The organism is Shewanella sp. HL-SH2, assembly GCF_051164935.1.
GTDB classification, from domain to species: domain Bacteria; phylum Pseudomonadota; class Gammaproteobacteria; order Enterobacterales; family Shewanellaceae; genus Shewanella; species Shewanella glacialimarina.
This window is the reverse complement of the sequence record NZ_CP195035.1, coordinates 1,291,376-1,304,786: the sequence shown is the minus strand read 5'-3', so window position 1 is coordinate 1,304,786 and position 13,411 is coordinate 1,291,376. Positions and strand designations below refer to the sequence as shown.

11 protein-coding genes are annotated in these 13,411 nt (G+C 41.6%); 6 read left to right on the top strand and 5 right to left on the bottom strand.

Annotation, left to right across the window (positions count from 1 at the left end; all coding sequences use genetic code 11):
* Positions 1 to 139 precede the first annotated feature (139 nt).
* Both ACRWP9_RS05715 and ACRWP9_RS05710 read left to right on the top strand, forming a co-directional pair.
* The gene (locus ACRWP9_RS05715) at positions 140 to 1,000 is read left to right on the top strand and encodes a PA4780 family RIO1-like protein kinase (RefSeq protein ID WP_226411057.1); all 861 of its coding nucleotides are present in this window, start codon (positions 140 to 142) and stop codon (positions 998 to 1,000) included.
* 297 nt (positions 1,001 to 1,297) lie between these two features.
* Entirely contained in the window at positions 1,298 to 2,191 is an 894-nt protein-coding gene (locus tag ACRWP9_RS05710; protein ID WP_226411059.1) for a substrate-binding periplasmic protein, read from the top strand.
* 112 nt (positions 2,192 to 2,303) lie between these two features.
* Here the strand turns inward: ACRWP9_RS05710 and ACRWP9_RS05705 are convergent, their stop codons facing one another.
* The gene (locus ACRWP9_RS05705) at positions 2,304 to 2,693 is read right to left on the bottom strand and encodes a ribosome recycling factor family protein (protein ID WP_226411061.1); all 390 of its coding nucleotides are present in this window, start codon (positions 2,691 to 2,693) and stop codon (positions 2,304 to 2,306) included.
* 250 nt (positions 2,694 to 2,943) lie between these two features.
* Here ACRWP9_RS05705 and ACRWP9_RS05700 point away from each other — a divergent pair, with 250 nt between their 5' ends.
* The gene (locus tag ACRWP9_RS05700; protein WP_434928314.1) at positions 2,944 to 4,071 is read left to right on the top strand and encodes a Na/Pi symporter; all 1,128 of its coding nucleotides are present in this window, start codon (positions 2,944 to 2,946) and stop codon (positions 4,069 to 4,071) included.
* 85 nt (positions 4,072 to 4,156) lie between these two features.
* Here ACRWP9_RS05700 and ACRWP9_RS05695 read toward each other — a convergent pair whose 3' ends face one another.
* Positions 4,157 to 4,702: a hypothetical protein gene (locus ACRWP9_RS05695; RefSeq protein WP_434928313.1), complete on the bottom strand. Its 546-nt coding sequence runs from the start codon at positions 4,700 to 4,702 to the stop codon at positions 4,157 to 4,159.
* A gap of 206 nt (positions 4,703 to 4,908) precedes the next feature.
* On the opposite strand from ACRWP9_RS05695, the gene ACRWP9_RS05690 reads away from it, so the two are divergent.
* Positions 4,909 to 5,517 (top strand): protein-disulfide isomerase, encoded by a 609-nt coding sequence (locus ACRWP9_RS05690; protein WP_226416022.1) that lies wholly within the window; start codon positions 4,909 to 4,911, stop codon positions 5,515 to 5,517.
* A gap of 149 nt (positions 5,518 to 5,666) precedes the next feature.
* Here the strand turns inward: ACRWP9_RS05690 and ACRWP9_RS05685 are convergent, their stop codons facing one another.
* Complete coding sequence (locus ACRWP9_RS05685) at positions 5,667 to 6,299, bottom strand: LysE family translocator (protein ID WP_434928312.1); 633 nt, start codon at positions 6,297 to 6,299, stop codon at positions 5,667 to 5,669.
* Between the two features lie 244 nt (positions 6,300 to 6,543).
* On the opposite strand from ACRWP9_RS05685, the gene ACRWP9_RS05680 reads away from it, so the two are divergent.
* Positions 6,544 to 8,535: a methyl-accepting chemotaxis protein gene (locus tag ACRWP9_RS05680; RefSeq protein ID WP_434928311.1), complete on the top strand. Its 1,992-nt coding sequence runs from the start codon at positions 6,544 to 6,546 to the stop codon at positions 8,533 to 8,535.
* Between the two features lie 245 nt (positions 8,536 to 8,780).
* Here the strand turns inward: ACRWP9_RS05680 and ACRWP9_RS05675 are convergent, their stop codons facing one another.
* Positions 8,781 to 9,041, bottom strand: a complete 261-nt coding sequence (locus tag ACRWP9_RS05675; RefSeq protein WP_226411077.1) for a DUF5062 family protein — start codon at positions 9,039 to 9,041, stop codon at positions 8,781 to 8,783.
* A 288-nt stretch (positions 9,042 to 9,329) separates the two neighbouring features.
* Between ACRWP9_RS05675 and ACRWP9_RS05670 the strand changes: the two genes are divergently transcribed.
* Positions 9,330 to 11,483: a M3 family metallopeptidase gene (locus ACRWP9_RS05670; RefSeq protein ID WP_434928310.1), complete on the top strand. Its 2,154-nt coding sequence runs from the start codon at positions 9,330 to 9,332 to the stop codon at positions 11,481 to 11,483.
* 207 nt (positions 11,484 to 11,690) lie between these two features.
* Here the strand turns inward: ACRWP9_RS05670 and ACRWP9_RS05665 are convergent, their stop codons facing one another.
* Positions 11,691 to 13,409, bottom strand: a complete 1,719-nt coding sequence (locus ACRWP9_RS05665) for a hypothetical protein (RefSeq protein WP_434928309.1) — start codon at positions 13,407 to 13,409, stop codon at positions 11,691 to 11,693.
* Positions 13,410 to 13,411 lie beyond the last annotated feature (2 nt).

Here is a 13,411-nt window from a genome sequence, read left to right as displayed (position 1 = left end):
TAAATAGGACAAAAAACATGGCATTTGAGGTACATCATAAACATATCTTTTAGTATAAATAAACGTCACATTTACTTTGATGTAGAAAAACCCTCGTTTGGGCATTCCATCCTACGCATATTTACGGTATAAGGACGCAATGAAAATCCCAAAAAGAATCCAACCTCTGGTTGAAGAAGGCTTGGTGGACGAAGTCCTCAGTCAATTAATGAGTGGCAAAGAAGCTACTGTTTATGTCGTGCGTTGCGGCGAGGATATTCGCTGCGCCAAAGTTTATAAAGATGTAGACAAGCGAAGCTTTAAACAAGCGGTGCAATATCAAGAAGGCCGTAAAGTTCGCAATAGTCGCCGCGCTAGAGCGATGGAAAAGGGATCGAAATTTGGCCGCGACCAACAAGAAGAAGCCTGGCAGAATGCCGAGGTCGATGCACTGTATAAGCTAGCGGATGCAGGCGTACGTGTGCCTAAACCTTATGGCTGCTATTCAGGCGTATTGTTGATGGAATTGGTCACAGATGATGACGGTATGGTAGCACCGCGCCTAAACGACGTTGAAATGACAACCGAGGATGCTATTCGTGATCATGCCAGCATGATTGAATATACTAAGTTAATGTTATGTGCTGGTTTAGTTCATGGTGATTTATCTGAATTTAATGTACTGGTAGATAGTAACGGACCTGTCATTATTGACTTACCTCAAGCTGTTGATGCGGCCGCCAATAACAATGCAGAATGGATGTTTGCCCGCGATGTAAACAACATGACCAACTACTATAGTCAATTCGCTCCAGAGCTTGCCGTGACTAAGTATGCCAAAGAAATGTGGGCATTATTTGAAGCGGGAGAGTTAACTCCTCTTTCGAAACTGACCGGCGAATTCCAAGAAAGTGAGCATATTGCCGATGTGGGTGCCATTCTTGAGGAAATTAATGCTGCTAGGGAAGAAGAACAAGAACGTTTACAGCGAATTGTAGACGCAAATTCTGATCAAGACTAGTTTGTAGAATCGATGATATAAAATGTTCATGGTGCTTTACTGTTCACTAGTGGAGTTGTTCTACTCCACTTAATTTAGCCTTAGCCGCATATGATGACTTAACTTCTCTCTATTTTTTGACGTGAGCTAACTCTTAAAAATAATTTCTCAGCAAATCAATATTATTCTAATTTAATCATCTTTGGCGCTAGCGATGAGCGGGATAGCAGGCTAGGATGAAGTAAGTTTAGTAAAATATTAATTTCTACGTAAGAGAATTCATTCCACGCTCAATACCAAAGCAAAACAGTGGCCAATATGATATTGAAAAATACATTGTTATTTACTCTGCTATTCTGTTGCCAGTCTTACATTGTTTGGGGGCAAAATGCAGAATCAATTTGTTCTGAACCGATAAAAGTCGGCTTTAATGATTGGGCACCCTACTCTTGGGTTGATGCCTCAGGTAATGCTGTCGGACTCGATATCGACATGCTTACTCTTGTTGCTAATAATCTTGGCTGCCAAGTAAACTTTATCCACATGCCGATTAAGCGTGCTCACCAAATGTTAAAGGCTGGCACCTTAGACATGATGATGGGAGCCAGCTACACAAAAGAGCGAGAGAAGTATGCCTTTTTTAGCCAATCATACAGAGATGAAGAAATAAGATTGTTTACCAAGGCAGATACCTTACCTCAAATTAGTATAGAAAAATGGCAGGATATTTTTAGTCAGAAGTTAACGCTGTTAGTGCCTACCTATGGCTGGTATGGGAAAGACTATTTACAGTCAAAAGCAGAATTACAAAATCAGGGCTTATTAGTTATTAGCCAGGATGCGGCACAATCGGTAAGGATGCTCGCCTATAAAAGAGGCGATATTCTGATCGGCGACTCCATTTCTTTACCTTACATAGCGAATCAATCAGAGAATCTTGCACTAGAACCATTACCTCTTCTTGTAGACAGCAATAAAATTCATTTCATGTTAAGTAAACAAACAAAAAGCTCTGGCTTATTACAGGAAATAAACAATGCCATCTCAACCCTATCAAACCGCGGGGCATTAGCAAAGGTGGTTAACAAATGGCAGAATATTTCTGTCGCACAAACCCCAAAAACATCTACTGAAGAACCAATCCAAGCACCTGCTGTTATAGACAATCATGGTGCTTTCAATTATACGGGCCAAGGGCAGCTAAGCCGTTAGTGATTGATGACTAACACTGCAGCTTTAGGCTAGCGTTTTCCCCTTAATCGCGCTGAAGTTATTACTTTAGAATAACAAAGTTAGCGTTAGATTATGTGTTTTCAGAGAAAACTTAATATAAATCAGCATTAAAACGGGCAACTCTTGCTTCAGCTACAGTGCAATCGGTGATCTGCATTAATTCACTTAAGGTGATATTGGGGCTTTGGATGATTAAACGTTTAAGCTTGTTTTCTAACGATTCTAACTTGTCAGCATGACCTAGTAAGCCTGTATCAATTTTTTGGATTAAATAACCAAACGCCTCAGCCTGCTCTGTTTTTAATCGCATTGAAAATGATTGCACCTGAATCGCCGAACCTATTATCAGCCAGTTCCTCGAACGACGCACACGTTTAAGCTCACAACCAGATTGCAAGGCTATAGCTTTAGCATGCTTAACATTGTTTCCCTCTATTCGATGAATAAGTGAAGGCAGTGAAATAGTGATCGGTTCATCCATTGATATTTTTACCAAGATAATGTTTATCGTTAACTGAATACAGAGGAACACCGTAACAAGTCGCCGCGCCTAAAAATATAAATCAATATCTTCAAAAGCTTATATTAAAAACCACACTCTGAATTTTACATGAAAAAGATCACGCTTTTTGTTAGAAATATATTTTCAATTTGCTCTGCCAAACTGATTACTTTTTTTGCCTTCTGATAGAATGCGCCGCGTCACATAAGTGTCATTTTGGAGTTGTTGCATGAGCGTTTCTCCCTTACCAATTGGCAATACATTGCGTTGGTTCAGTTTAATAGCATCACTGTATTTACTATTGCTTGCTGTCGCAATGATAAGTACTGGTTTTAAATTAGCAAGCGGTGAACAAGCAATGGCATTGTTTGAGTTTGCTTCACACCCTGTAACCGGATTAATGGTCGGTTTAATTGCCACCGCGTTAATCCAATCATCAAGTACTACTACCAGTATTATTGTCGGCTTAGTCGCTGGCGGTTTACCTCTACAAATCGCTATTCCCATGATCATGGGAGCAAATATAGGCACCACCTTAACCAATACCTTAGTTAGCTTAGGACACTTACGTTGTCAGCATGAATTTCGTCGTGCCTTTGCAGGCGCAACCGTGCATGACTTTTTCAATTTACTCGCGGTGTGTATCTTCTTACCATTAGAAATTATGTTTGGCTTACTGGAAAAGTTAAGCGGCTGGATAGTCGCCCCCTTTGCCGCAATGGGCAGTTCTGGCAGCATTGGTTTCGATTTTATCAAACCGATGACAAAGCCTGTAACCGAATTTATTTCCAGCCAACTACAGTTTGAAAACCCAATCATTAATGGCACGATTGTCATTGGATTGGGTATATTCATTTTGTTTTTTGCGGTGTTATTTATGGGGCAGCAACTGAAAACCTTAATGGTTGGACGCGCAGAAACAATCTTAAAAACGGCATTGGGTCGCGGACCTGGTCATGGCATTGCAGCAGGTACAGCTGTTACGGTGCTGGTGCAATCTTCATCCACCACGACAAGTTTGATAGTGCCGCTTATAGGCAACAATATTATTACCCTAAAAGAAGCTTATCCCTTCACCTTAGGCGCGAATATTGGCACCTGTATTACCGCATTACTGGCGGCAATGGCTGTTTCTGGCGATCACGCAATATTGGGATTACAAATCGCACTTGTGCATTTGTGTTTTAACGTATTAGGTGTATTAGTGCTTTACGGTATCCCTTTATTCCGCAACTGGCCGATATATTGTGCCGAATGGTTAGCTGAAAAAGCCCAACAGAATAAGTTAACGGTAGTGGCTTATATTGCTACCGTCTTCTTTATTATTCCTGCGGCCTTGATTACGATAACCAACTGATCGCCGTTTAGATAAAATAAGCAGATTATATTGATGGGGTTGAGACAAAATCTGAACCCCATTTTTTATTTAACCCGATCAGAGATTATTTAGTCTGACACTCAAGTAGAAGTTGCTGAAAATGGCCACCTAAATCTTGGGTAGCAAATTGCTCACTAGCCATTGCCATTTGCTGCATACTGGCTATCGCGCCCGTTACCCCTTGCTGCTCAATTAATGCCTTAGCGTAAGACGCGGCATCAGCCCCCTTTTGAAGCAAACTAGCCACTTGTTCAAAGCTGACATCTTGCTCCAGTAACTTTTGTACTGAACCTATTAATTCAGCAACCTGAGCTGACTCAGCCAAAGCACCTTCCACACTGACTAACTCACCAAGCGGATCTTGACTTAATTTGGCAGCAACACATGCTGACACGCTACCCGTTTCAGCGCTCTTAATCACCGCATCAATGCCTTCGCTTCGAACAGCCTCTATGGCGGATTTTAGCTGTTCATCTTTCGCTAACCAAAGCGCTTCTGCTTGTTGTTTTTCATCAGCACCGAAAAAGCCACAACCAGACAATACAACTCCCGTAGTCAAACAACTGCCTATGACTAAAACACGTGTTTTCGATAAAAAAGCCTGCGACATTCTCACTCCTGCAATCAAGTATGATTTATTAAGGTTAATGCCATGACTGTATAGGTCAGACGTTAAACCAGCATGAATAATCACAAGATATCCATTAGTCTTATCAACAGAGTTTATCATTGGACAATAAACACTGATTCAATGATTGAATAATGCCAACAAACTATTTAGGATCAACTTATCAACCGCCAACAAGAATGACCTTAATGACCACCGAGCTTTATTTTATCTACGACTCGCACTGCCCTTGGAGCTACGCAGCCACACCTTTGGTCAATGCATTGCAAGCAGCCTACCCTGAAATGATTGTTCACTTATTACACAGTGCGCATTACATAGGCCAAGACAGTGCTGGCGAAGAACAGATGGAAGCCGCTGCACGGATCAGTGGACTTAAGTTTGGCAGAGATCATATCCGCTATGTAAATAGCCCTAAGAACTCAGTGAAAACCGCAAACCTAATGGGATGGGTACAAAGCAAACAAGCCAGCAAACAATTAGATGTGTTAAATGCTATACAAAGGGCACACTTCATTGAAGGCAACCCGTTAGATAACAAACACGATTTCAATGCCATTGTCGAAAAATTTAAACTATCACCATCAAATAAAGTGTTTAAAGATGAGCTGAGTATAGAGGCAGAACACGTGCTAGAAGGTATTGAAGAAATTCAACAAGTCATCGGTACTGCAGGCTTCCCTGTTATGGTCATGACCGTCAATGACAACGCTATTTTTATCGACCACTCACAATATCTAAGCAGTCCTCACGCTGTGGTTGCTGCGGTTGAAAAAGAAATCGCTGCAATTAAATAGTGAGCAATTAACTAGCCTAAAGTGAATCTAACTCGGCAATAGATTAATATCTGTAGCGTAAATAGATAATAAAAAGCCACGGTTTATAACCGTGGCTTTTTATTGTTTAGTTTCTAATAACACATTTATTCAATGCGTTAACTAACATTCTATATTTGAGAAGACAGTAACCAAATCGCCAAAGCAAAAAATATCACGCCCATAAACTTGTTCTGATATGTACGAAACTTTTCATTATTCAGCAAGGGTTTACCTAAACTTCCCACTAAAGCCACCAGCAACAAATTAAACAACAATCCCATCACATTAAGCAATAGCCCTAATGCCAGCATTTGCTCGCCTGAACTGGCACTAAGCTGAGTAGAGACAAACTGCGGTAAAAACAAAACAAAAAACAGCAGTGCTTTAGGATTAAGAAGGTTACTGGTAACTGCGCGGCGATAAAGCAATTTAGCTAAGTTATTTTGCTGCTCTATTTCAGGGGCCTCTGTTGCGAGACTGCGCATACAGTCCCAGCCCATTTTAAGCAAATAAGCACCACCCAGTAAACGCAATAACTCTAATGCCATTGGATTCATAGCAACCAATGCAGACACACCCATGGCCGCAAGCAAGGTTAAAATAAGCCCAGAAGTTGCATTGCCTAAGCTGGCATATACACCCACTTTGCGGCCATAGCTGAGGCTAGAGCTGGCGATTAATAGCATGTCAGGACCCGGTATTAATAGAAGAGCGATAACAGTGGTTAAATAAACAGGCAGTAAAGCTAGGTCAATCATCATAACGGCACAAATATTAGGTCAGCAGCAAAAGAAGGGGCGGATTCTACAGCTAACCAACATGAATTAAAATCATCTTGGGCTAAAAGTAAAAGTTACCCTGGCAGAGTTACATTACAAGTAACGGTATAGCTGACGATATAAACAACCGAATAAAAAGATAGTGACTATAATATTACTAGCGTTAATTCGTGATGCTAAAGCGAAAGTAACATCCGGTTCAGTGAGCTCGTAAAGGGTATTCCTAATGGAAAAGCAAACGTTATTAATTTCACAAAAAGCGACCTACCTTAGTGTGGGTTTATTAGTCACAGCAATTGTACTTATTTATGTGGTAATGCAGACATTAGCATTACCGGTTATTCAAAAAGAGGTTGAGAAGAAAGAGCTATTACGTATTTCGGCCAGTGTTAATGAAGTAAGAATTGAACTCAGTAAAGGCGCGGTGTTGACCCAAAGCTTAGCCTCGTTAGCAGCAACTTTACCCTTAGATGAACAACAATTTTCGCTGCTATTCCCCCAAATAATTGACCAGTTTGGCAATGCCAATGTCGCTGGCGGGGGCATTTGGCCAGAACCTAACGCTTTTAGCTCAGGTGTGGCATTAAAATCTTTTTTTTGGGCACGAAATGCTTCAGGGCAATTAGACAAAATTGATGATTACAATAAACCCAGTGGTCCTGGCTATCATAATGAAGCCTGGTATATTGCGGGCCGTTCACTTAATACTGGACAATGCGGTTGGTCTGAAGCTTATGAAGATCCGGTCAGTGGCACCGCCATGGTCACCTGCACTGTCGCAATTAATCGAGCAGGTCAGTTTTGGGGAGTGGCAACCGTTGATTTAATGCTAGCGGGTTTAGATAAGCTGTTTAAGCGCCAAAACCAAGAATCGGGCGGGTTCAACTTTGTACTTGGTCAAGACAATCAAATTATTAGCTTTCCAAGTATTCGCTCAACATCCCTTGATATGAAAAAACTCAATGATGTTGTCGCCCAAGATAGCAGCTTACAACCGCTATTAAGCGCAATCAACAGCGGCCAAACTATCATTCAACTGCCAGAGGGCGTTGTTGAAGGCAGTGGCTCTATGTTGGCTATAATGGATATGGCAGAAGAAGGCATGAAGATTGGCATAGTGCTACCTGACCCTATCATCCAAAAACCTATCAGTGATTTAAGCTTAAGCTTATACGCTACGCTTATTCCAATGCTGCTTTTTTTTGTTGGTATTCTGATTTTGAATGCCAACAAAGTGATGCAATGGGTGAATGAGACCACGGCGCAAATTCGCATGTTAATCAGTGGTGGTTCTGCTGCAACACTCAAGATTGACAGGCATGATGAAATAGGTAATTTAAAACAAGCCGTTAACCAATACAGCGAACATCTTAAGGGCTTACTTGGACAGATAGCAAACGAAGCTGTGGAGGCCAAAGCCCGAGCCAAACAGCTAAATGATATGTCCTCTATGCTAAAGCAGCGCGCTGAGTCACAACTAACAGAAAACCACATGCTTGCCGCTGCCATCACAGAAATGTCAGCCAGCGCAGCCGAGGTAGCACGAAACACCAAATCAACCTCAGAAACCGTCGACGAATCCCAAGGTCTGGTTCAACGACGTATGGATGATGTTAAAGAAAATAGTAAAGCCAACCAGGCATTGTCAGAAGTACTTCAACAAACTGCCAATATTATTAATCGTCTTGCGTCGGACTCTCAACAAATGGGTACTATGTTAGATGTGATTAAAAATATTTCAGAGCAAACGAATTTGTTGGCATTAAATGCCGCCATTGAAGCCGCTAGAGCGGGCGAACAGGGGCGCGGGTTTGCGGTTGTTGCAGATGAAGTAAGAACCCTAGCAGGCCGCTCTCAAGAGTCAGCCAGCAAGATAGAAGCTATGATAGCTCAGTTACAAACATCGGCTAGCCAGGGCGTGAATATTATTGTCAGTTCACAGTCTTTATCGAGTGAGTCTTTGACTCGATCAGAGAAAGTTATTGCAGGATTTAATGAAATTATCGAAGTGTTTAGCGGCATAAGTCGCAGCACTTCGCAAATAGCAGTAGCAGCCAGTGAGCAGTCAAACGTGTCGGGCGAAATTAACCAGCTTGCCGAAAACATTAGAGTCAGTAATGACTTAAATGCCAAGGATGCGCTTGAATTAGCCAATGTCAGTAGCTCGTCATCAGAGTTGTCAAATCGTCTGTATGATTTGAGTAAAGGCTATGCTTAGTGATCAGGCAGTAAGCTACAGGACTATTTTGCATATATAGCGTTGTCACCATAAGATGAGTGACATAGCCGAAAATAGCCCAACAAAAAAGCGAACTCTTTAAAGTTCGCTTTTTTTCTAACATTTAACAATCTCTAAAATGTAACCATTACTGAAAAGTAACAGACGCTGGAATGTAGTAATCGCTTGAATAAAGCAATGCCAAAGGCCATTAATACCGTTAACGCTATCATTAAGAGTAAAGATCAGTTGAGTAATTCGTGCTCTTTAGGCAGTTGCTTACTAATCCATAATATTAATTTATGCTTGCGATTCGGACCATCATCTTTATCTTCGGCCAAGGCTTGAATCAGGTTATCTTCAACCAATAATCGATAAATACATTCCACTTTATCTTTGGGTGAAATGCCTTTACCAAAATCAGCAAAACCCCGTTTTTGCGCGTAGCCCATGCCTATTTCCATTGCAAGTTTTAGCAGTTTTGTATCGTGTTTACCCGCTTTCATCTATCGCCCTTATCGTGCGTATGCATCATTATTAAGCTACGCGAATATCCATAAAATACCACTAAAATTTATGACTTAGATGCCTAAATACCTCACAAATATCACTATTGGTGGCATAGATTTTGAAAATTAATCTTAGTTAATATCATAACCCTATGCGGCAAGGCGAAGGCTTGGTATTGTATTGAGGTTATTATTTTATGTTTTTACGGCCACTATTCAACGCTACGATCATATTTTGAATAGGCGTAAAACACCTCAATCGGGCAAAGACCCAAGGATATTTCAATGCGTAAAACCCTTATAACAACAGCAGTCAGTGCTGCACTGATGCTTAGCGCCTGTTCAGAGCAATCAGCAGACACTTCAATGACCAGCAAAACGACCGCAGAGGCATCAACAATGACAAAAACGCCTGCCGCTGCCGACAACGTGCTATTAACGCCAAGCCCTTTACAATATATGGCGCCGCAATTTGATAAACTAAAAGCGAGTGACTACTTACCTGCATTTGAACAGGGCATGTCAGAACACAAAGCAGAAATTGCCGCGATTACTAATAACACTGAAGCCGCCACGTTTGACAACACCATTGTCGCGTTAGAAAAAACCGGTGCTATTTTAGACCGTACTCAACGCGCCTTTTTCAATCTTACCGGGTTAATTTCTGACGACAATTTCATCAGCGTTGAAGAACAAATTGTTCCTAAGTTAACGGCGCACCAGGACAATATTTATCTTGATGAAAAGCTTTTTGCCCGCATTCAAACTATTTATAAAAACAAAGCGACATTAACCGGTGAAGATTTACGCTTAGTAGAAGTTTACTACGAGCGTTTTGTACGTTCAGGCGCTGAATTGTCTGATGCAGACAAAAGCACAATGCGTCAGTTAAACGGTGAATTAGCCAAGTTTGAAACCAGCTTCTCACAAAACGTGTTGAAATCATTCACAGATGACGTGATCTTGGTTGAAGATAAAGCGCAACTTGACGGTTTATCCGATAACGACATCGCATCACTAGCCTCTGCGGCAAAAGCTGCCGGCAAAACGGGCTATATGATCACCTTAGTGAACACCACCACTCAACCACTTTTATCTAGCCTTAAAAACCGCGATTTACGTAAAAAACTGTGGCAAACCTCTGCTTATCGCGCCATGGAAACTAACGCGCCGTTAAACATTAAAATAGCTCAGTTACGTGCACAAAAAGCGCAACTATTAGGTTACCCAACATGGGCGGCTTACTCACTAGGCGATCAAATGGCCAAAAACCCAGAAGCGGTTTACGGCATACTTGACGACCTAGCACCAAAAGCACTGGTTAAAGCAAAAATTGAAGCTGCTGATATTCAAGCTGAAATTGTTAAAGATGGTAAAGACTTTACCCTTGAACCATGGGATTGGGCTTACTATGCAGAGAAAGTACGTACCGCTAAATATGACCTAGACGACGGCCAGGTTAAGCCTTATTTTGAAATGAACACTGTACTAAATGACGGCTTGTTCTTTGCGATGAATAAGCTTTATGGCATCACAGTTAAACCGCGCGCTGATTTACCTGTGTGGCATAAAGATGTGACCGCATATGAAATATTTAACCAAGACGGTAGCTCAATTGGCCTGTTCTATTTAGACCCATATGCACGCCAAGGTAAGCGTGGTGGAGCCTGGATGGATGAATTGGTTAGCCAATCATTCTTAAAAAATACTAAGCCAGTGGTCTATAACGTGCTGAATATTCCTAAGCCTGCCGAAGGTCAGCCTACACTGATGACATTTGACGAAGTGAGCACCATGTTCCATGAATTTGGACATGCTATTCATGGCTTATACTCACAGGTTAAATATCCAAGTTTAGCGGGCACTTTAACCGCACGTGACTTTGTTGAGTTTCCATCACAAGCCAACGAAGACTGGAGCATAGAGCCACAAGTGCTAGCAAACTACGCCAAGCACTATCAAACTGGCGAGCCTATTCCGGCTGAACTTCTTGCTAAAGTATTAAAGTCACATACCTTTAACCAAGGTTTTGGTACGGTTGAGTACTTAGCTGCAGCGCTGCTTGATATGGAATGGCACTCAATTGCTGCAGGTACTGAAATTAGTGATGTTGCCGCTTTTGAAAAACAAGCACTAGCAAAACACGGTTTAGATTACACGCCTGTAGCACCACGCTATAAAACCACCTACTTTAGCCACAGTTTCGGCGGCGGTTATTCAGCGGGTTACTACGCTTACTTATGGACTGAAGTGTTTGCCGCAGACGCGTTCTCGCACATGATGTCACAAGGTGGTTTAACCCTAGAAAATGGCCAGAAATATCGTGATGCTGTGTTGTCAAAAGGTAATAGCCAGGATCTAATGCAAAGCTATATCGACTTTGCCGGTAAAAAACCTTCAACTGACGCGCTATTAAAGCGTCGTGGTTTAGTTAACTAACCTCTGGGTTAAACAACTAACGTATACAATCAGTAACCTTAATAATCGACCTCGGAATGATATCTGAGGTCGATTTTTTATATCTGAATGCCCGACGACTTAAGGCTGGCATACACTCGCTTTAGGTTTAGCTTTAGCGCTTCGGCCAATAAAAAGCCGCTCGCAATTAAGCGAACGGCTTGTCTATTTTCAAGCACTTGCTACAAATTACTTAGCGGCTTTAGTATTCACTTTCGAGCCAATCTCAATGCCTTTAGCATTGATATCAATCGTCATTTGCATACTCATATTGTAATCTTTCATCATAGACAACTCTTCCGGCACTTCTTCGCCGCTTTGCTCTATCATGGTCATCATTGGCGATAACATTTTCTCGTAATCAACCGCTAAGTTAAGCAAACCATTTGAAGTTAATGCTTGCTTACCTAAGCTATCCGCTAACTTTTGCGCTTCATCACCGGCAAACAAGACTAAATGCTGACCTTTAACAGCCATTTTTGCTTGTACACCAAACTCAGGTGGCAACATTAACAGTGAAGTCACATCCACCGCTTCACCGTCAGCCTTTAAATCAACCTGGGCTAAAGGTGGGTACATAGGTTTAACCATATCAAGTAACAGGGTTGGGTTTTCAGCAGACATAGTCACTAACGCATCTAACTTGTCAAAAGCAGGTGAACCATTAGCATCTTTTAACTGGTAATCGATTACCGTTAGGCTTAACCCTTTAACGCCATTAGCCATGCCGGTCATCATACCAATCATGGCTGGGTTGAACTCTTCTAATGCATATTGGCTTTCAGCTAAAGGCTGACATTGGTAGCTTGGTGTTTTTAAATCTTTCCAAACCGTGTTTAAAGATGGTGCTAACTGAGCCACATCAATCCCTAAACCAAATGACATAATATGGTCGGCAGCATCAGCACCAAAATCAGGAATAAAACCACGCATTTTAGATAATGCATCCAGTATCACTGCATTTTTGCTTTCAATCACAAAACGCGCATCAAATGTACTTTGTTCACGCGATACAGAATAAGACTTAAATCCCATTACCGAACGAGGCCAGTTATTAGCAATGCCCATTAGCTCAGTTTGACACTGTTCGCTGTGAAGTTCGGCAAATGGATCTTCATCCTGAAGCGCAGCCAATTTAGTAATTTGCTTAGCCAACATGTTGCCATCGGTAGAGGTGATGCCTTTCACTAACTCAACATGGTTGATAAAGCTAATACTGTCTTGCATAAAGCCGTGTTGCTTGGCGATATCTTGTAGCATAGTGGTGGCAGAAATTGGGTTATCAACTTTTTTGGCACCTAACGCAGTTTGCAACAATTCAACTTGGTTAAATGAAGTGTTTAATGTAACGGTTAACCAACCTTTATCTTCAGCAAAGATAATATCCACTGTCTCATCAGAATCTTCACCGGTTAATCGATAAGCACGGTATTCAAGCTCTGCGGTGGTGCCGACAGTGTGCGTTAAGCCACTTTCTTGCTCAGCGCGATCTAATTCAGCCCAAAACGCTTTCGCATCAGCCAATTGAAGCTTCATCACTGGCAAAGCACCTAGAGTATAAAAATAACTTTGCATCTCATCAGGTAAACCATAATGCGCTATCAGCTTGTCAGGCTCGGTCATCAATGTCAGATATTGCTTATAAAGACTTAAGAAAAACTTCTCGTGCGGCTCAGAAAAATCGCTCAACTCACCAAGCTGCTCAACTGAATAACCTTGAGCACTTCCCGCAGAGCTATACAGATAATCTTTAAAGGGAAAAGGGCTTAATTGCCCTGAAAACGCTAACGTATCTGCTGGAATATAATCCAGCATAGGATTTGCCACTACTGAGTTAGATTGTTGGCTAAAATAATATCCACCCGCACCAACCGCTAATACAGCAACTGCAACAGCCATTTTATTCATTT